The sequence below is a fragment of the Paenibacillus sp. 1SOY10 genome (assembly GCF_056836745.1).
Window position 1 is genome coordinate 330,082 of the sequence record NZ_JBXENK010000001.1, and the last position, 20,263, is coordinate 350,344.

The window sequence follows — 20,263 nt, forward strand, 5'->3', positions numbered from 1 at the left end:
GAAATGGACGCCTTTTTGACCGATTATCTGAATTCTGCTACAAGATTGTCAAACTCCTCTTCAGGCAAAGCCAAGGATTGATGAGCAAGCGGCTCCTTCTTAAAGCCATGTACCAAATCCTCGTAGCTCTTTCTCTGCTTATTCTGATAGATCAGGCCGGTAATCATGCTCCCCGTCTCCATCAGCTTCGTCATTGCCAACGTACGGTTACTGGCGTCATAATCCGGGATCGTATCCAGATTAACGATATTCTCCTTGAACCAATCATAGGTGTTCACCTTGTTGAATGTGACACATGGGCTGAATACGTTGATCAAGGAGAAGCCCTCATGTTGAATGCCTTGTTCAATTAATGAGGTTAATTGCTTAATGTCACTGGAGAACGACTGGGCTACAAACGTTGCGCCCGAAGCCAGCGCAATTTCCAGCGGTGACAACGTAGATTCTATCGAGCCTTCCGGCGTACTTTTGGTCTTGAACCCCTCTCCGCTACGCGGAGAAGTTTGCCCTTTGGTTAGTCCATAGATCTGATTATCCATCACGATATAAGTGATGTTAATATTACGGCGTATAGCATGGATAGTATGCCCCATTCCAATGGCGAAGCCATCTCCATCGCCCCCGGAGGCAATGACGGTCAGGTCCCGGTTAGCCAGCTTCACCCCTTGAGCAATGGGAAGCGCACGTCCATGAATACCATGCAGACCGTAAGCATTAATATAACCGGATATTCGGCCGGAACAACCAATCCCGGAAATGACGGCTAAATTTGTTGGCTCCAGGCCAACATTTGCCGCTCCCCGCTGGATAGCAGCCTGGATGGAGAAATCGCCGCAGCCTGGGCACCAGTTCGGTTTTACATTATTGCGGAACTCTTTAAAGGTTGCCATTTCTCACCAGCTCCTCCTGCGTTTTGGCTTGATCCGAGACGGCCTTCAGGCACTCTTCATAAACTTCCGAAGGAAGGAAGGGATTCCCATCATACTTAAGGATATTAACTAATTTATCATGATACCCAACATTTTGCTTAATCAGATTGGCTAACTGGCCGGTGGCGTTATTCTCCAGAATCGCGACCTTCTTCGCCTTGAGGATTTGCGGTAGCACCTGCTCGGTCGGGAATGGATGCATCAACCGTACCGTCATATGGTTCGTAGCGACTCCAGCCTCCGCCAAACGCAAACGCGCCTGATCGATGGTTCCTCCTGTTGAGCCCATACCGATGATGAGCAAATCCGGCTCACTATGAGGGGCCTGCAAATGAGTGGGATCATTCACTTCCAGTTGAGCCAACTTCCGCAAGCGTTTATCCATCATTTTCTTCCGGTTGACCGGACTCTCCGACGGACGCCCCGACTCATCATGCTCTACCCCGGTGACATGATGAATACCATTCTTCTCACCTGGCAAGACTCGCGGTGATATACCGTTTTCAGTAAACGCATAACGATTGAATATGCTGGAATCGTCGCGGTCCGGAATATCCTTCACCAAATAACCCCGATCGATTGTGACTTGATTGTAATCCAACGGTTCACAGGATTGCTTACCGAGGGACAATTGCAGGTCCGTAGCCACAATGACTGGTACCTGATATTTGTCTGCCAGGTTAAATGCCTGCACCGTATCGTAGAAGCATTCCTCAATGGAACTTGGTGCAATGACGATTTTCGGAATTTCCCCGTGAGTCCCGTAGATCAGTGCATTAATGTCACTTTGCTCCTGCTTGGTTGGAAGGCCTGTACTTGGTCCCCCACGTTGCGTATCCACAATGACAACCGGAGTCTCCGTCATACCAGCCAGACCAATAGCCTCCATCATCAGAGATAGACCCGGGCCAGCCGAGGCGGTCATGGTTCTCACACCTGCATAGCTGGAGCCGATGGCCATCGTGATGGCCGCAATCTCATCCTCCGTCTGTACCACAGTTCCGCCATATTTAGGCAGCTTCTTAATCAGGTATTCCATAATTTCCGAAGCTGGCGTGATAGGATAAGCACTCATAATTCGGCAGCCTGCCGCAACGGCCCCCAAGCCAATCGCGTCATTACCGATCATGAACAACTTCTGCTTGCCGTCCGCAGGCCCAAGCCGGAATTCCTCCAGTGGCCCTCCTGCCAGCTCAAGCACATACTCTGCACCTTGCTTTACCGCTTCAATATTTTTATCCACGATAGCTTGACCTTTGCGGCCGAACTCTTCTTCCACGGCTTGATTGAACACTTCCAGTGGAAGTCCGAGCAAAGCCCAAGAGGCTCCAGAAGCAACCATGTTCTTCATTAATGATGTACCCAGTTCTTCAGCTAGTTGCGTAATTGGAACCGGGAACAAACGGGCCTTCTGGCCTTCCGGAACCGTCGGGTTGAACTTGGCGTCCGCCACGATCACCCCACCACTACGAAGCTCGTGCGCATTCAAATCGATACTTTCCTGGTCAAAAGCGACTAAGATGTCCAAATCGTCGGAAATCGCACGAATCGGCTGAGTACTGATCCGTATTTTATTGTTGGTATGCCCCCCTTTGATCCGAGAGGAGAAATGCCGATATCCATACAGATAGTACCCTAACCGGTTTAAGGCTGTCGAGAAAATACGATCCGTACTTTCAACTCCTTCACCTTGCTGACCACCGATCTTCCAAGACAATTGATTAATCAAGATCGCCCACCCCTTTAATCGTATCGCAATGGAAAAATATAATATAAACATGAACATTTGTGAACATTGTGTTTCGGATTCATGTCAATTTTATGTCGCATCTACGTAAAAAGCAAGCGTTTTCGCGCCTTTTTTCATATAGTAGTTTTCGATCATTCCTATCTCGTAATTGGATCAATTAAAGCGCTTTCTTTCGAAAGGGTAACCAATCGCGTAGGAATGCGGCTGCATGGCCGGACAACCACCCGCGAACAAGCCCCTCTGGATAGTGCTTGAGCAGCATTTCTTGGAACTTGGCATAATCGCCTGCATGCCTTAGATGCCTAAGATGTGACTCAATTCCATCAAAATCAGAGCCAAACATGATATGATCAGCGCCGCCGAGTGCGCATACATGTTCAATATGAGGTAGAAGATCCTCGCTCGATGGGTTTCGCCCCTTCTTCACAAACCATGGAACAAAGGTCAAGCCGATGCGTCCACCTAGACTGATCAAGGCTTCAATCTGATCATCCCGCAAGTTGCGGGTGTGATCGCATACACTGAAAGCATTGGAGTGCGAAGCTATAAATGGACGGCGCGCCGCAGCCGCCAATTCCTGCAACTCCCAGAAGCCCTTTACCGACAAATGCGACACATCGAGAATCATGCCAAGCTCATGACACAATTTCACAAGATTTCTCCCTGCCGGTGTCAGCCCTCCATTTCTCGGCTCAAGAATACCATCAGCCGCCCAGTTGGCATAATTCCAGGTTAGTCCGAGGATGCGCACGCCCCGTTCATAACACTCGCGAACATTATCGAGATTTCCTTCCAGGCCATCCGCTCCTTCAATCGATAATAATCCGCCCGTTCCCTGAGACTGTTCCAATTCCTCCAAATCCTCAATGAAGCCTATAGGACGAACTCCCAAGCGAATAATATGATTATAGAACAGGTCTATTTGTTCCTGGACGTATCCATAACGGGGCGTACCTAGCTTTTCAGATAAATAAATAGCAAAACATTGCAGCCTAACGCCACCCTGCTTCATCCTTCGCAAGTTCACATCCAGCTTCCGGGAGCTGGCAAAATTCAACTTGGGGTTCAATTGCAGCTTGGATAAAGCATCACAGTGAAAATCACTTACCGTTAGCCTCATAGGACTTCCTCCTTCAAAACACGCGCTTATACCTTAGGTTATGAAAAATAAACACAAAAAAACCTGTTTACGGTTGTAAACAGGCAGTCTTTCTATTCAAATAATTATCGTGGTTCTACAATCAATTTAATGGCCGTACGATCCTCACCGTCAATGACGATATCCGTGAACGCCGGAATACAAATCAGGTCCACACCGCTTGGAGCAACAAATCCCCGGGCGATCGCTACAGCTTTAATGGCTTGGTTGAGAGCACCTGCCCCAATGGCTTGCAACTCAGCATTGCCGCGTTCTCTAAGAACTCCAGCAAGCGCGCCAGCAACGGAATTGGGGTTGGATTTTGCTGAAACCTTTAATACTTCCATCGTTCGTACCTCCCTGGGAAATTGGTTGAATTCCACTACTTAGAAGATATTCGTGAGAACTCAAATAATTCCTTCTTTTTCCCGGGGTGGCCTCCCTATCTCGCCTTCTTAGTCCATCAACCATTCGTCTTCTAACAGACGAATCTTTTGAATTTTCTGCGCTTTGCCTGTTGCTTCATCGATATCAACAAGGACCGCATGAAAATGCCATTTGCCTTCACAGACCTGGAAGCGAACCGGAAGCTGAGTCGTAAATTTGCGCAACACCGCCGTACGCTCCATGCCGAGAATCCCTTCACGTGAGCCTACCATGCCAGTGTCCGTCAAGTAGGCCGTTCCTTGCGGAAGGATCGTGTCATCATTGCTTTGCACATGAGTATGCGTACCTACTACCATAGAGGCTCTGCCATCCAAATGCCAGCCCATAGCAATTTTCTCCGAGGTCGCTTCGGCGTGGAAATCCACTAAAATGCATTTATGCTTCTTGGCCAATTTAGCCACGATTTCATCCGCTGCTCGAAAAGGATCATCGATTGCCGGCAAGAAGGTCCGACCCATCAGGTTGACAATCGCCAGCTCTTTTCCATTTCCTTTGACCACGGTAAAACCCAGACCGGGAGTACCTGGTGGAAAGTTCGCCGGACGAACCATACGAGGCTCATCGTCAATGAAATCAAAAATTTCTTTATTGTCCCAGGTATGATTGCCCATCGTCAAGCCATGAATGCCCTGCTCAAAGAACTCCTTGGCGATATTGGCGTTGATTCCCCGGCCTGCCGCTGCATTCTCCCCGTTGGCTACAATAATGTGAGGATTATATTTGGACTTCAAATGGGGTAATGTTGCCTTAAGTGCCTTACGTCCTGTATTCCCGACAATGTCTCCGATAAATAGAACTTTGATGATGTTACCTCCTTCACTTACCAACCAGCCGCTTAGACACAGCAGATTGCTTGGCCCTGCCGGGCAATGAAAAAGCGGCCCGCGAGGGGCCACTTCTTCAGCATTACCTTTACTTGGCGTATTCAACCGCCCGCGTCTCGCGGATCACGGTAACTTTGATATGACCCGGATAATCCAGTTCACTTTCAATGGTCTTCGTAATATCTCTGGCTAACCGGAACGCTTCTGCGTCATCAATCTTGTCCGGTTGTACCATTACGCGAACTTCACGGCCCGCCTGAATGGCAAACGACTTCTCGACTCCTTCGAAAGACTCGGAAATTTCTTCGAGCTTCTCAAGACGACGAATATACGTTTCCAGCGTTTCACGACGTGCTCCTGGTCTTGCCGCCGACAATGCATCGGCTGCGCCGACCAGCATGGCAATGACAGATGTTGCTTCACAATCGCCATGGTGCGAGGCAATACTGTTGATGACTACCGGATGCTCTTTGTATTTCTTAGCCAGCTCTACGCCGATTTCGACATGAGATCCTTCCACTTCATGATCCAGCGCTTTACCGATATCATGCAGCAAGCCTGCGCGTTTGGCGAGTGTAATGTCTTCGCCAAGCTCCCCGGCCATCAAGCCCGCCAGGTAAGCAACCTCCATCGAGTGCTTCAATACATTTTGACCGTAGCTTGTCCGGAACTTGAGACGTCCCAAAATTTTGATCAAATCAGGATGCAGTGCGTGCACGCCCACCTCGAAGGTTGCCTGCTCGCCGTATTCGCGGATACGTTCGTCCACTTCCCGACGCGATTTCTCGACCATCTCTTCGATTCTTGCCGGGTGAATTCGTCCGTCTGCGACCAGTTTCTCCAGTGCCGTACGGGCAATTTCGCGGCGAATCGGGTCAAAGCCTGACAGGATAACCGCTTCCGGCGTATCATCGATAATAAGATCAATCCCGGTAAGCGTCTCGAGAGCCCGAATATTCCGGCCTTCCCGACCGATAATCCGGCCTTTCATTTCCTCGTTAGGCAGCGTTACAACGGATACCGTAGTCTCCGCAACATGATCTGCTGCGCAACGTTGAATAGCGAGCGTAATAATTTCGCGGGATTTCTTATCCGCTTCTTCTTTTGCCTGCTGTTCAATGTCTTTAATCATCTGTGCAGTCTCATGGCGAACTTCCTGCTCCACGTTGTTCAAGATGATCGTACGAGCATCTTCCATCGAGAGATTGGAAATACGTTCAAGCTCCTGCACTTGATTTTTGTAAATCAAGTCAATCTGCTGTTGTGTCTCTTCAATGCGTTTCTCTTTGCTGACCACTTGTTCTTCTTTACGTTCTAGCGAATCCAATTTTTTATCCAGCGACTCTTCTTTTTGCAACAATCGTCTTTCTTGTCGTTGTATTTCATTCCGACGTTCACGAATGTCTTTATCAGCTTCGGCTCTTAGCTTATGGACTTCATCCTTAGCTTCCAGAACCGTTTCCTTTTTCAGTGCTTCTGCCTCTTTCTTGCTATTTTCTACAATCTGAATGGCAGCTTGCTCGGCACTGGAAATTTTAGCTTCTGCAAGAGACTTGCGAATAAAATATCCGATCACGAACCCAAAGAATAATGCGGCTGCAACGAGAATGCTCCAGGTTACAGAATTCATCTGTTCACCTCCCCGTTGTTTCCTCCAAGGCATTCCTTGGGATGTTTGCAGTTTTTAGTTACTTTCGTTTCTTAGTTCATCATCATTTAAAAACGTACATGACTTGCCCATTTAGTTCGGCGGTTTCATGTAGCAACGCACCGCTTAAGGCCGTGCCTTGCCTTCATGATTGAAGAACAGAATCCATCGCCACCCGTTATTTTGGAAGGAAAAAAGGGATGATGCGATATAGGTTCATATTTCATTTTATTATTTGACAAAAGATATTGTCAAGCCATGACAGGAGTTACCTCCCTTTTCCTATTCTTCTTCCCAATCGTCCATTCCATTCATATCGTCCCGCCCGCTTAGCTCGCGCATCACCCGGGAGACAACACTACCGCTAAATCCTCGTCGTTGCAAGAATGCTCCTGTCTTCCGCTTCTTGTCAGACATCTCCCCAGATATACTTCTCCACTTCTTGCTTCCGAGCTGCAGGGCACTATCATATTCATCATCTTCGCTTAAGCGGCCCAGCGCCTCCTCGATGTGAGGCTTAGAGACGCCCTTCTGGCGAAGTTCATGTCTTACCCATAACTTCCCCTTGCCACGGTTTCTCACTCGCTGGGAGACCCATTCCTGAGCGTATACAGCATCGTCGATATACCCCTCGCTCTGCAAACGTGCCAAAACATCCTCTATCGTGGTTTGACCCCATCCTTTTTCTCCTAAACGTTGGAAAATTTCATAGGCGGTTCTCGGCTTCAAGCTCAAATATTTCAGGGCATCCGCATAGCTCTGCTGACGCTCATCCGCAGCCACAATGTCTTCCAGTTCAGCTTTGGTAAATACCGCGCCTTTGATCATCCGGTATTTAATCATTACATCTTCATGAACCTCCAGGCTGTAGCTACCAAAACGAATTTGATACCTATGCTTGGGGCGTTTCAGCATCAGTACAGAGGTAATCGTCAACTCCATGTCTTCCGGGAGAGAGTCGAATCCTTGAACATCCTCTTCAATCTCCTGAGGCCGCCTCTGGTCCGCTGATTTGGGGAGAGGTTGCCAAAAGGATTCATCCGAGATATCAACAATTTCCCGTTCCTCTCCCTGCCCTCTACGACTGGCCTTGTCTGCACCATGCCGCGAGCTACCGTGATTATTCATCCCGTTATCCAAACCAGATACCTCCCGCCGATTGATTTCAATAAAAAGCGCTCTGCCCTGGCAACAGCCAAGGATCAGAGCGCTCATTAGCGTCTACTCTAAGAGACTATTTATCTTCAAGAAGCGCTTGTTCTTCCTGAAGCTCAGCTTCCACATCTTCCGGAGAAGCAGGAGCTACCGAGGTGGTCAGATTGCTGGCCTGCCGAATCTGTTGTTCAATTACATCAGCAATATCGCTATGCTCCTTCAAATATTGCTTGGCATTCTCACGGCCTTGACCCAAACGCTCACCGGCATAGGAATACCACGCGCCGCTCTTGTCGACAATATCCAGTTCTACCCCGATATCAATGATGCTGCCTTCCTTGGAAATCCCTTCACCATACATAATATCAATTTCAGCTTGCTTAAATGGCGGAGCCACCTTGTTCTTGACTACCTTGATTCTCGTACGGTTCCCGACCATATCGTTGCCCATCTTGATTGTCTCAATTCGACGCACATCCAAACGCACTGTCGAATAGAACTTCAAGGCCCGGCCACCCGGCGTTGTCTCCGGATTACCAAACATAACGCCAACCTTCTCGCGCAATTGGTTAATAAAGATCGCAATCGTCTTGGATTTGCTGATTGCCCCGGAAAGCTTCCGCAAAGCCTGCGACATCAAACGTGCTTGCAAGCCCACGTGAGAATCGCCCATTTCTCCCTCAATTTCAGCCTTAGGGACGAGAGCAGCTACAGAGTCGATGACGATAACATCCACTGCACCACTGCGTACGAGTGCTTCCGCAATTTCCAGCGCCTGTTCTCCCGTATCTGGCTGGGATAAGAGCAATTCATCAATATTAACGCCCAACTTACTTGCATAGGACGGGTCCAGCGCATGTTCGGCATCGATAAAGGCAGCTTGTCCACCAATCTTCTGTACTTCTGCGATCGCATGTAACGCTACTGTCGTCTTACCAGACGATTCCGGTCCGTAGACCTCAATAATCCGTCCACGTGGAAGTCCACCTGTGCCCAGCGCAATATCAAGAGCAATTGAACCGCTCGGAACGATCTCTACTTGCATATGTGTCGATTCGCCCAGCTTCATAATCGATCCTTTACCGAATTGCTTTTCTATCTGGCGAAGCGCCATCTCCAGCGCTGCTTTACGATCTGACAATCAGCTCACATCCTTATATAAAATACATGATTAATAACCGCTTATTTCATCTTTTCGTTTATAATTGTACCTTGTTTTGGTAGGTTTGCCAAGCACTTTTTTCGAACATATATTCGCATTTTTTAGTTGCACCCTAATCCCTCCCTTCCCCCTTTCTTCATTAGCATTGATGGTCATTTACTTTTTGTCAGACAACAAAAAAAGAACCGCAGCACAACTGAGTCAGTTTGCCACGGTTCTTCCGTACCCTGATTATATGTGAGTATCCGTAATAACGTCAAGGACTTGGAATGCTCCTAGTCTTGAAGAGCACGCCACAACCGATATAAGAGCGTCTTTGCGGAACGTATACGCACCGTATCACGGTTTCCTTTAATATTAAGCTCGAATACGGCGGTGTCAGCATCTTCTCTTGCAATGGCAATATAGACAAGGCCAGCAGGCTTGCGCTCCGATTGACCTGGACCAGCCACACCCGTAATGGATAGCCCCAAGTCGGTGCCTGTTGTCAGACGAACCTGCTCTGCCAGCACTTTGGCCGTTTCCGCACTTACTGCGCCGGGCGCATTTTCTCCCTCCAGCAGCTCATGAGGAACGTTCAGCAACTTCTCCTTGAGCGCATTGGAGTAGCAGACGATGCCCCCCTGGAAGACAGCAGAGCTACCAGGCAAGGCCGTGAACATTTCCATAAGCAGGCCCCCGGTGCAGCTCTCTGCTGCACTCAAGCTCAAGCCACGCTCCTTCATGATGTCTAGAATTACCTGCTCAATAGGCACATCAACGTTAGCATACAAATACTCCGGCAAACGCGAAGCAATTTCTCGTTCTACCGTATCCAGCTTCAGCATGGCCGCCCGTTCATCCGGCGCTTTTGTCGATACGCGAATTGTAACCTCGCCTTCTTTGGCATAGGGGGCCACCGTTGGATCGCTTTGCGCCTGAATTAAGTCAAGTAGTTTGGTCTCCAGGGCTGATTCACCAATCCCGGCAAATTTCAGCATCTTTGAATAGATGGGCTGCTCTCCACTCAATGCCCGCTCCAAAATCCAGGGCTTGGCCTGACGCTCGAACATCGGCTTCATTTCCTTCGGCGGACCCGGGAGCACAATGTAGAACTTGCCATCCTGTTCAATAGCATTCCCTACGGCGAGGCCTGTCTCATTAGGTAGCGGCGTGCCCCCTTCAATCGCGAGGGCTTGACGCCGGTTATTTTCCGTCATCGGGACACCCCGTCCTTGAAAGAAACGATCCACGTTCTCCATGGCCTCGGCATCCTCATATAATGAACGCCCAAGTACGCCCGCTAACGCTTCCTTGGTCAGATCATCCTGGGTAGGTCCGATTCCTCCGGTAAATATTAATATATCCGCCCGGTCCGCTGCCGTCTCTACGGCATGAGCAAGCCGGCTCATATTATCGCCTACCACAGTTTGAAAATACACATCAATACCTAGAGCGGCCAGTTCCTGTGATAGATACTGCGCATTGGAATTAAGAATCTGACCCAGCAGCAGTTCTGTACCCACTGCAATAATTTCTGCTTTCATTTTCAATAAGCCCCCTCTAATAGCTTCCGGCTTATACCCGGATTACACTTTGGAAAAAGAAAGCACGCTTTTGTTCTTCACAAAGTAGTCAATGCCCGAATAGAGCGTAATGACAGCCGCCAACCACATCGCAATGTCAGCAAACGGAATGGATAACCACTCGAACGGGAAGTTGTTCAACAACAACGCGGAGATAGCAATAATCTGCGTAACGGTCTTTGCCTTCCCCCATTTGCTTGCCGCAATGACCGAACCAGCCAGAAGCGCAACCTCGCGTAGTCCGGTAACAGCAAATTCACGGCTGATAATGATGGCCGCAATCCAGGCATCACATTTGCCCATGGCAACAAGTCCAATCAATACCGTAGCTACCAGCAACTTATCCGCTAACGGATCAAGCAGCTTGCCCAGATTGGTCACCAGATTATATTTACGGGCGATATAGCCATCGATGCCATCGGTACTGGCGGCTATAATGAACAAGATAGCTGCAATCAACTGGTGTACCGGCAACGAATAGCTGCCCAGCACAAGCTCGTAAGAGAGCCAGCCAACATCCACCAGCAGAAACACCAGCATCACTGGAATCATAAAAATACGTGTTAATGTAATACGATTGGGCAAATTCACAAAACGGCCTCCCCGGACAAAGCATAATCATAAGCATGTGTAATTCGCATTCTAGTCAACTCGCCAATTGAAGCCTTGCAAATTTTTACTTTTTCAGTCATCCGTCCTATCCTCCATCATATTTCTAACCCCATTCATCCTACTCTAGCAAGGATTTAAACAACCTATACAAGTATAATATTCCACTGCATAGGCTGTCAAAAATATGAAAAGGGCCTCACGCAGCCCGTCAGGGACCTGCAAGAGACCATTCATATTGATTATTTGAAGTTTGTAAATTGTAAATCCACCGTCAAATCCGCCTTGCGCAACATTTGCATGACTTGCTGCAAATCATCCTTACTCTTGCCTGTCACACGAATTTGATCGCCCTGGATTTGGCTCTTCACCTTCAGCTTGGAGTCGCGGATCAAAATGTTAATCTTCTTGGCATTCTCCTGATCGATACCTTGCTTCAAGTTGATACGCTGACGCACGGTGCCAAGAGAGGCAGGCTCTACCTTGCCGTAGTCCAAGTTCTTGATAGGCAGTCCTCGCTTAATCATCTTTGATTGCAAAATATCAATGACGGCGCTCCGCTTGTAATCGTCATCCGAGACAACAACAAGCACATCCTTTTCCACCTTAAGTTCACTCTTACTTCCCTTAAAATCGAAGCGGGTAGCAATTTCCCGTTCCGTTTGATCAATAGCGTTAGTTAATTCTTGCATATCCATTTTAGAGACAATATCAAAAGCACTCTCTGAAGCCATCATTCACACATCCTTTTCTAATTGCATCCCAGCGGCATATTTCTGTTCATGCCGTTGACTATTCGCCGCCGCTATTTGTGCTTTCTTCTTCCCCGGTTGCGGAGTCGCCGCCAGCAGACTCGCCGTTATCGAGATTAAGCAAGAATCTTGAGGTCGCTTTACCATCCTCCAGTGTTTCTCCTGCCACCGTAATCGTCGTATTCTTGGAAGCCCCGGAGATGACAAACAAGCCCTCTGGACCAATTTCGTAGGTCAGCACATCACCGTCCTTGGTTCCTCCAAAATACAGCTTATCGCCATTCCGGCTGCCTTTTCTCACTTCTACCCAGCTTTCGCCGCTTGCCGTTATAGTTACCATGACGGGCGTATTCCCGGCATTTTGCACCTTATATTTAGTTGTACTTCCCTGCTTACCATCCGGCACAAGCGTCAACTCACCTGTTGCTTCATCCCCAGGCTCGCCCGTTTCGGTCCCTTGATTGCCCTGATTATTTCCGGCATTCGTATCCGAATCGTTCCCGCTTCCGTTGTCCGTACCGTTGTTGCCACCCACGGCATCCCCGTCGGCCTGCGAATTGCCTGTATTCCCCTTATTGCCATCAATATTGCTATCTTGCGTTACTGGCGTAGGGTCCGGCTCATGTCCGTCCGCATTCCGGCTCGGATTGCCCCATACGGTAAAATACATATAAATAACGACAAGAATTAAAATGGCGAACGACCACATCAGCGTCGTAGACAGCCACTTCGAATTGCGCTCCGAATGCTGACGGCTCCGGCGCTTCTGCATCACCGGCTCCATGGTCGCCTCGGGAGTCGCAGCGGGGACATGCTGACGGTGTTCGGCCAGCAGCTCATCCGCATCTACTCCAACCGTTTCCGCATATGTTTTAATAAAGGCCCGGACATAGAAGCTCCCCGGCAGCACTTTATAATCACCCGATTCGATGGCTTCCAAATAGCGTTTGCGAATTTTCGTCATTTCCTGTACATCATCAAGCGACAAACCCCGGGCAAGACGGGCTTCCCGCAACTGTTGTCCCAAATCCGACACGGCCATCACCTCCTGCAATCATAGTTATGTTTGTTAGTCATTACACATCGTCTGTATAAATTGTCGTAAACGTATCGTATACGATTTGCTCCTCCGGATTGTTACGCAATTCAATAATTATATCAAAGTTGTCATAACTGTACTCCGATTCTTTCACAAAAACATCAGGATGTTCAATCACTTTGGTGGATGGCATAGCCATTAAATCCTGAAGCAGTTGATAGTGCTTCTCGTTGGACCGCAAGGTACTGATAATCCCATCGATGATAAATACGTTATGCGGATTAACCTCATCCTCGGATAGCTGACTTCGCACCGTTTGCCGTAGCAATGTCGAGGATACAAAGGTCCATCGCTTCATGGCGCAAACACTACCGGCTATGATCGATTCCGTCTTGCCGACGCGCGGCATTCCCCGAAGCCCGATTACCTGATGTCCTTCCCTCTTGAACAATTCCCCAAGAAAATCGACTAGAATACCAAGCTCGTCCCTTGTAAAGCGAAACGTTTTGCGGTCATCGGAATCACGGTCGATATAGCGGCCATGCCGAACGGCCAGCAAATCAACGAGCCGCGGATTGCGAAGGGCAGTCACCGTAATGCTGTCCACCTTGCTCAGAATTTTGCTGACTTGCTCGATTTTTCCATCATCATCACTTTCCAATAACAGACCCCGCGTTTTGCCTTCTACCCCGTTGATCGTCAAAATATTGATTTCCAGCATCCCCAGCATAGAAGCAATATCCCCCAAAAGTCCCGGGCGATTTTTATGTATTGTATACTCCAGATACCATTGTTTCTGCGCCATAGACAAACACCTTCTTCAGTTCCTCATGCACCATTCGACAAATTAGGTCTTAATTCCTGCTTGTTTGTCAAAAAATCTCCAAAAGTTGGAGAATTGATTTTTAACAGGTGTACTTAACGGACATGTGCATATGTGTTTTATGATATATAAAATGAAAATGAAAGGCAAGCCAATGGGATAAATGGGTGAAAAGCTCCCAGTTCGGGAGCTTTTCAAGGGTCCAACTATGCGTTTTTCTTAGCCAGCTTGACCATCAGACGAGCAATGGTTTTCCGCTCTTCTTCGGTACCCACATCCCAAATTTCCTTGATGGCGCGGTTGGATTCATTCTGTGGATCCACCTTGTGATCCAAGAAGCTACCGATCTCGTAGGCCAAATTAGTGATGGTCTCATCGCTAAAGCCCACCTTCTCGGCATCCTCCACACGCTCTCCAAGGAATTTCTTCCAGTTATCAAAATTTTTGAGTACTGTTGACATGATAAATCCTCCTTTGGTTGACGATTTAAGATCAACAGTTGTAATATGCGAAAATGCCGGTGGTTTTATGCGATGAAGAATTACCAAAACCACCATATTATTAAGTCTCGTGCGGACTTCTCAAAATTTTAGTTCGGGAAGACGACTTTTTGAATTACCTCTTTAAGTGAGCCAACCGCCGTTGGGGCTTATGATCTGCCCCGTAATATAACCCGATTCCGGCAAGGCCAGGAAATAAACGAGCGACGATATCTCTTCCGGCGACCCCAGGCGTCCGGCTGGAATTTCTTCCTCCAGTTGTCTCAGTTCGTCTGGGTCAAATCGTCCCATCATATCGGTTTTTACCGCACCTGGGGCAATAGCATTGACGGTGACACCCGAAGGTGCAAGTTCCTTGGCCAACGCTTTCGTGAAGGCATTAACCCCACCTTTGGCCGCCGAATAGGCCACCTCGCAAGATCCGCCCGAGATTCCCCAAATGGAGGAGACATTAACAACTCGACCAAAACGTTGACCGATCATATATGGCATGAATAATTGCGTGCAGAGGAAGACGCTCTTTAGATTTACGTTCATTATATCGTCCCATTCCTCTTCGGTTACATCCGAGAGCATGCCATAATGGGATATCCCGGCATTATTGACCAGAATATCAGGATATAGCCCATAATGATCCAGTCGTTCCTTCATTCTGACGATCTCTTCCTTGCTTCTCAGGTCCGCCGCCATGGTGTAAGCCTTGGCCCCAAGCTCCAGACATTTACGGGCGACCTCATTGGCCGCCTCGTGAGAATTCATGTAATGAATGACCACATTCATGCCGACCGAAGCAAACCTTAGAGCCACCTCAGCTCCAATTCCCCGGCTTGCACCAGTAATCAGCACGGTCATATCGCTAAACTTTTTTCCTCCCCCATGCAACTGCTCCATTTAAGGACTCACCACGATGGACACCGCTAATTGCTCCCAATCCATGTGCTCGCGCAGCCGAGCGTTCACCTCACCCAGCGTCAACGATTCATACAGTGGCAATATGGCGAACAAGTCCCCACCTCTGAACCGATAGCGGGTAAATTCATGGGCAATGTTCTCTGGGGAGTTTAACATACGCAAGTAACCACCAATCTTCTTCTTGCGCGCCCGCTCGAAGTCCTCTTGCTTAAAGCCCGACGATAACAAGGCATCTGCCTCCTCACGAATGACGGCAAGTAATTGGTCCGGGTCCTTTGTATCCCCACCAATAGCGGAGAACGCATAATTCGGATTGCTGTTGTATTCATGACCGAAGCTATCGGAGATCAGGTCCAGATCATACAGCTTTTGATACAGCTTTGTACTGGCTCCAAACAATAAATCCAATGCCAGCTTGGTCGTCAAATCGCGGCGTAACAATTCCTCACCACTTAATCCTAACCGAGTCTCTTTGAACCCGAACAAGCATTTAGGTTGTGAGACCGGCAGACGTGATTCCCGGCGTTTCTCCGAAACTCCGCCAGGCTCATCATCGAACAAACGATCGATGGCACCCTGCGGCTCATATTTCTTCTCAGCTTGATTACGACGAACCAAGGCGAATACATCCTCTGGCTGAACGCCTCCTACAACGAACAACAGCATGTTGCTGGGATGGTAAAAGGCATTGTAACACGTGTACAAGGTTTCCTTCGTAATCGTTGTAATCGATTCTACCGTCCCGGCGATATCAATGTGAACAGGATGCACTTTATACATCGCTTCAATTAATCCAAAGTAAACCCGCCAATCCGGGTTATCGCGGTACATGCCAATCTCTTGGCCAATAATGCCCTTCTCCTTCTCCACATTTTGATCTGTGAAGTAAGGATTCTGCACAAAATTAATCAAGGTTTCCAAATTAGCTGGAATATTGTCTGTTGCGGAGAACAAGTAGACGGTCTGATCAAAGCTCGTAAACGCATTGGCTGAGGCTCCTTGGGAGGCAAAGGTAGCAAAAATGTCGCCTTCCGGCTCCTCAAACATTTTATGCTCCAGGAAATGAGCGATACCGTCTGGGACCGCAATGTCTTCTTCGCCTTCTACACGGAAATGGTTATCAATTGATCCATATTTCGTGGAGAACGTTGCATATATTTTTTGAAATCCGGGTTTGGGCAGCACATAAACCTGCAACCCATTATCCATCGTTTCATGATATAGCGTCTCTTGCAACGCATCGTAACGAATGGTATCCATCCGGCTACTCCTCCTTCCGACCTGTCAAAAAGTATATCGTATCCAGTTGTACGGCTTCCGCCGCCTGCACGATATCCTGAACGGTCACCTGCTCGACTTGCTGCAACAGTTGTTCAGCAGAACGCTCCTTGCCCGACAATACGCGGTTAAAGTCGTACGCAATCATTTCAAAAGCAGAATCCTGCATTTCGAGCAAACTGTTGCGGATCATGGCTTTGGTTTGCGACATCTCCAGTTCGCTAATCTCCCCGGCACGCATGCTGGCCAATTGTGCTTGGATAATTTGCAGTGCTTTCTCATAGTTGGCAATCTCGATCCCGGATTGGATGCTTACGATCCCTTTATGACCATCAAATCTTGAAGATGCATAATAAGCCAGGCTTTCCTTCTCCCGAACATTGATAAACAGCTTGGAATGCGGATAGCTTCCGAGCACTCCATTATATAGCAAGGCCGCGGCATAACGTTCGTCTCCATAGGTAATCGATGTTCGCATCCCCAGGTTCAATTTGCCTTGATTGACATCCAGTGCTTCCTTGACCGATCTTACTTCTCCAGAGCGCAAGCTCACCTTCTCCGGCTCATACTGCGGAGTAGCAGAACGGCTCAAGCTAAAATGCCGGGCAACCAGCTCTTCCACTTCGGCCAGAGTGGTGTCTCCCACCACATACAGGTCCAAATGGGCTTGCTGCAGCCATTCTTGATAAGCAGCATATAGCGATTCTGGCGTAATGGCATCCAGTTCGCTGCGTTCTCCGAGTGGATGTAACCGATAGGAATCGTTCTTGAACATCTCCTCCATACAGCGCTCGGCGGCATAGCGGATTTTATCATTAATAATGCCTTCCAGCTTCTTGCGCACCGATTCCCGCTCTGAATTGACATAACCCTCACGGAAGGCACCGTTCTCCAGAGCAGGTTTGGTAAGTACCTCACCTAGAAAGGCAAAGCTCTTATCCAGTAATGATCCTTCACTTTGTACAAAAGAATCATTGATCGTATCCATACGAAATTGAATAAGCTGATAGTTCCCACGTTTATATACATCAAACCCGAACCCGGCTCCGTAAAGATGCTCCAATTGCTCCCTGAACTGAGTCGTTTCCGGATAGGATTCCGTGCCCCGCCGCAGAACAAAGGGGGTAAGAGCCGTAGTTGTTACCTTCTGTTCATCCAGCGGCAAACCTGCGTAGAGGGAAATCGCAAACGTCTTAAATCGGGTGGTCGGCAATACATGCAACCCAATATGCCCCACACTGCCGCGCTCAAATACCGTTTTGTTCAAAGCGAAAACTCCTTTGCCAGAGACTTTATCAATCCTGAAATTCAGTTCCATTCTATACCAATTCAAAGGAAAGAAGCAACCTGACAACGACGGGCTGCTCCCTTCACTTCTTTTATTTAATTACATGCAGAAAATATGCTCCCCGATGGTCTTGACCTGTGGTCTTGTCCAAATCCATTTGGATGTGGCCGTATTGGGGTTGAAGTAGTACAAGCATCCACCGCTAGGGTCCCAGCCATTAAGCGCCTGCTGCACCGCCTTCCGTGCGGTCTCATTAGGCTCCAGCCAGATCTGCCCGTCGGCTACCGCAGTAAATGCCCCTGGCTGAAAAATAACGCCCGACACCGTGTTCGGGAAGCTTGGAGATTTAACCCGGTTGAGAATAACTGCCGCTACGGCTACTTGTCCTTCAAAGGGCTCGCCGCGCGATTCGCCGTAAACGGCATTGGCCATAATCTTCAGGTCATTTTCCGATAATCCCATAGCATTGGACGGAGCCAGCTCGGATTCCGGCTTGGCCTTTTCCCCCGAACCCGCATTCCCGCTACCCTTACCGCCGCCGCTATTTGCATATTCCATGCCCGGCTTCCAATTTTTTGTAGCATTGTATAGCTTGAGCTTCGTTTTCGGACCAGCCAGACCATCAACCGTCATTCCGAACTCCGATTGGAACCATTTCAGGGCATCTCGGGTCTTGGAGCCGAACTGACTATCCAGCTTGCCATGGTAAAAGCCAAGGTAGGATAACCGGCCCTGGAGCTCATACACGTCTTTGCCATATGCCCCGTAATCAATGATCTGATCGCTGAACGCAGGCTCCGCTTCCTGAGAAGGGATGCCGCTGGCCTGAATCGTATGCCATAATGTACCTGCTCCGTATCCGATTCCGAACAGAAGCAGCACTAGACCGAAGGCTAACCAGATTTTCGCTTTATTCATACGTTTAGCTCTACCTTTCTTTTAGTGGATTAACAAGGATGGGTAACTTTAGTATGACAAGCACTCTCCCTTCCTATGCACCCTAAAATTCAGGCAAGCCTAACGCCCTACTTCTGATTCAAAGCTACTGGTAACTAACCGTAAAATGATGGCTGTCAAAATAGATAAGATCACCTTTCTCCTCATTCCAGACCGCCTGTAAATGAGTGGGCAGCCGTATTCCATTGATTAATTTGTAGTCCTTAAATAAAGCCGACCATGGGATATGCCGTTGTTCCCCATCCGTTGTAATCATAGCTCTGTCCTCTGTAGTGAAGGTCAGAAGTTCCCCTTCTTCGCTGAACGTAAAGATGCCGCTGGCCGAGAGTCCTCCGCCGTAGGTAATCGTCGCTTTGGCTTGATTGGGATCATCCATTGAAGCCCAAACCACATAAGGCTGCAAGGCTGCACTGGGCAAAATCAAACTTTCCGATAGAAAGGTAACGAGGCACGCCTGATCCATCTCTTTTCCTTGTTGATTAAATAAGGATATCCACTTGCCTAATACCCCCTTCATTCCTCCATGGCCGCCAATATAGGTATCCAGTCCTTCAAAGGGAATGCCGTACATGGCAGCATCAATGTAAGCCAGTCTGACAGGCTCACGAGCGAAATTATATTGCGTATAATCCATCTTCAGCTTCTTGTTTTGAGGTGACATCACAAAATTAACATCTTGGAAAGTTATTTTCATGTAGGCCATTTTGGGCTGGCCCAGAAATCCAGAATACCTGAAATAGGCCTGAACCGGCTCTGGGAGTTCCTTAATATCTTTCAATGTGAACACATTGGACTCCCTGAGCGCTTGGCTACTGAGATGATTTGTAGCCAGCCGTTCAAATTCAGCCTTCGTTCTGGAATGGGGCCACCCCAGAAGCAGACCGATTCCACTTACCATCAGCGCGATGACCGAAATCGTCAACCACATTCTTCTATGCCTCCTTCTCATTACTTCTGCTCCATTTGGCTCACATTCATCGCCAGCTTCATGATTCCTTGGTACAGACCGTCCGTTAATTCTCCATCGAAATTATCGAACAGATTACTCATAAAGCTTTGTTCCATTTCAGCCCTGCTCTCAAAGTAAGCTTTGCATTTAGCTGTCAGGTGAACTCTGACGATTCTTGCATCCAGATCATCTTTAACTAATCTCACAAACCCTTGCTTATCCAGAATAGCCGCCATTTTCTTGACATTTTGCCGCGAGTTGCCCGTGATGCTGGCGACTTCGCTGAGGGTGGGAGCAGATGGCTCCATTTTCATGATGATGGCAACGAGTAGCCATTGCTTGAGCGTAACCTGCTGATCCAGTTGATCACCCAGCACTTGCAACCGATTAGCCAAGGTTAGAATCCCCCCGAAGATATAAGCCTGCTTTTCTAATTCCAACATTTTTACTCCTCCCTCTATATGAGTAACTAGTTACCTTTATAATATGCAACCTGTTACTTAATGTCAAATATATCGGCGTCCATAATAAAAATCCG

20 protein-coding genes are annotated in these 20,263 nt (G+C 48.3%); all 20 read right to left on the reverse strand.

The window, feature by feature from the left end:
* Positions 1-23 precede the first annotated feature (23 nt).
* The 20 genes from AC1VOR_RS01465 to AC1VOR_RS01560 all read right to left on the reverse strand — a co-directional run bounded on the left by AC1VOR_RS01465 (position 24) and on the right by AC1VOR_RS01560 (position 20,168).
* On the reverse strand, positions 24-890 hold the full coding sequence (locus AC1VOR_RS01465) for a 2-oxoacid:ferredoxin oxidoreductase subunit beta (protein WP_059053407.1): 867 nt from the start codon (positions 888-890) through the stop codon (positions 24-26).
* On the reverse strand, positions 877-2,658 hold the full coding sequence (locus AC1VOR_RS01470; RefSeq protein WP_482615359.1) for a 2-oxoacid:acceptor oxidoreductase subunit alpha: 1,782 nt from the start codon (positions 2,656-2,658) through the stop codon (positions 877-879). Before AC1VOR_RS01470 ends, AC1VOR_RS01465 begins: the two co-directional genes overlap by 14 nt.
* A 178-nt stretch (positions 2,659-2,836) precedes the next feature.
* Complete coding sequence (locus tag AC1VOR_RS01475) at positions 2,837-3,799, reverse strand: dipeptidase (RefSeq protein ID WP_482615361.1); 963 nt, start codon at positions 3,797-3,799, stop codon at positions 2,837-2,839.
* Positions 3,800-3,903: 104 nt separating this feature from the next.
* Entirely contained in the window at positions 3,904-4,164 is a 261-nt protein-coding gene (locus AC1VOR_RS01480; protein ID WP_019005392.1) for a stage V sporulation protein S, read from the reverse strand.
* 108 nt (positions 4,165-4,272) lie between these two features.
* Positions 4,273-5,067 carry a TIGR00282 family metallophosphoesterase gene (locus AC1VOR_RS01485; RefSeq protein ID WP_482616374.1) on the reverse strand — a complete coding sequence of 265 codons (795 nt, stop codon included), beginning with the start codon at positions 5,065-5,067 and terminating at the stop codon, positions 4,273-4,275.
* A 109-nt stretch (positions 5,068-5,176) separates the two neighbouring features.
* Positions 5,177-6,718 (reverse strand): ribonuclease Y, encoded by a 1,542-nt coding sequence (gene rny, locus AC1VOR_RS01490; RefSeq protein ID WP_482615364.1) that lies wholly within the window; start codon positions 6,716-6,718, stop codon positions 5,177-5,179.
* A 300-nt stretch (positions 6,719-7,018) separates the two neighbouring features.
* Positions 7,019-7,876: a regulatory protein RecX gene (locus AC1VOR_RS01495; RefSeq protein ID WP_482615366.1), complete on the reverse strand. Its 858-nt coding sequence runs from the start codon at positions 7,874-7,876 to the stop codon at positions 7,019-7,021.
* A gap of 94 nt (positions 7,877-7,970) precedes the next feature.
* Positions 7,971-9,032: a recombinase RecA gene (gene recA, locus AC1VOR_RS01500; protein WP_482615368.1), complete on the reverse strand. Its 1,062-nt coding sequence runs from the start codon at positions 9,030-9,032 to the stop codon at positions 7,971-7,973.
* Between the two features lie 296 nt (positions 9,033-9,328).
* The gene (locus AC1VOR_RS01505; protein ID WP_482615370.1) at positions 9,329-10,579 is read right to left on the reverse strand and encodes a competence/damage-inducible protein A; all 1,251 of its coding nucleotides are present in this window, start codon (positions 10,577-10,579) and stop codon (positions 9,329-9,331) included.
* A gap of 42 nt (positions 10,580-10,621) precedes the next feature.
* On the reverse strand, positions 10,622-11,209 hold the full coding sequence (gene pgsA, locus AC1VOR_RS01510; RefSeq protein WP_482615372.1) for a CDP-diacylglycerol--glycerol-3-phosphate 3-phosphatidyltransferase: 588 nt from the start codon (positions 11,207-11,209) through the stop codon (positions 10,622-10,624).
* A gap of 260 nt (positions 11,210-11,469) precedes the next feature.
* The gene (locus tag AC1VOR_RS01515; RefSeq protein WP_482616375.1) at positions 11,470-11,961 is read right to left on the reverse strand and encodes a YajQ family cyclic di-GMP-binding protein; all 492 of its coding nucleotides are present in this window, start codon (positions 11,959-11,961) and stop codon (positions 11,470-11,472) included.
* Between the two features lie 58 nt (positions 11,962-12,019).
* Positions 12,020-13,015, reverse strand: a complete 996-nt coding sequence (locus tag AC1VOR_RS01520) for a RodZ domain-containing protein (RefSeq protein WP_482615373.1) — start codon at positions 13,013-13,015, stop codon at positions 12,020-12,022.
* Between the two features lie 40 nt (positions 13,016-13,055).
* On the reverse strand, positions 13,056-13,823 hold the full coding sequence (locus AC1VOR_RS01525; RefSeq protein WP_482615374.1) for a DUF3388 domain-containing protein: 768 nt from the start codon (positions 13,821-13,823) through the stop codon (positions 13,056-13,058).
* Positions 13,824-14,047: 224 nt separating this feature from the next.
* Positions 14,048-14,302, reverse strand: coding sequence for a DUF3243 domain-containing protein (locus AC1VOR_RS01530; protein ID WP_059053426.1), 255 nt, complete (start codon positions 14,300-14,302; stop codon positions 14,048-14,050).
* 162 nt (positions 14,303-14,464) lie between these two features.
* Positions 14,465-15,232 (reverse strand): elongation factor P 5-aminopentanone reductase, encoded by a 768-nt coding sequence (ymfI, locus tag AC1VOR_RS01535; protein ID WP_482615376.1) that lies wholly within the window; start codon positions 15,230-15,232, stop codon positions 14,465-14,467.
* Entirely contained in the window at positions 15,233-16,513 is a 1,281-nt protein-coding gene (yfmH, locus tag AC1VOR_RS01540) for an EF-P 5-aminopentanol modification-associated protein YfmH (protein ID WP_482615377.1), read from the reverse strand.
* A 4-nt stretch (positions 16,514-16,517) separates the two neighbouring features.
* The gene (gene yfmF, locus AC1VOR_RS01545; protein ID WP_482615379.1) at positions 16,518-17,798 is read right to left on the reverse strand and encodes an EF-P 5-aminopentanol modification-associated protein YfmF; all 1,281 of its coding nucleotides are present in this window, start codon (positions 17,796-17,798) and stop codon (positions 16,518-16,520) included.
* Positions 17,799-17,918: 120 nt separating this feature from the next.
* Positions 17,919-18,737 (reverse strand): spore cortex-lytic enzyme, encoded by an 819-nt coding sequence (sleB, locus tag AC1VOR_RS01550; RefSeq protein WP_482615380.1) that lies wholly within the window; start codon positions 18,735-18,737, stop codon positions 17,919-17,921.
* Between the two features lie 124 nt (positions 18,738-18,861).
* Positions 18,862-19,704, reverse strand: coding sequence for a DUF6544 family protein (locus AC1VOR_RS01555; protein ID WP_482615381.1), 843 nt, complete (start codon positions 19,702-19,704; stop codon positions 18,862-18,864).
* Positions 19,705-19,724: 20 nt separating this feature from the next.
* Complete coding sequence (locus tag AC1VOR_RS01560) at positions 19,725-20,168, reverse strand: MarR family winged helix-turn-helix transcriptional regulator (RefSeq protein ID WP_482615383.1); 444 nt, start codon at positions 20,166-20,168, stop codon at positions 19,725-19,727.
* Positions 20,169-20,263 lie beyond the last annotated feature (95 nt).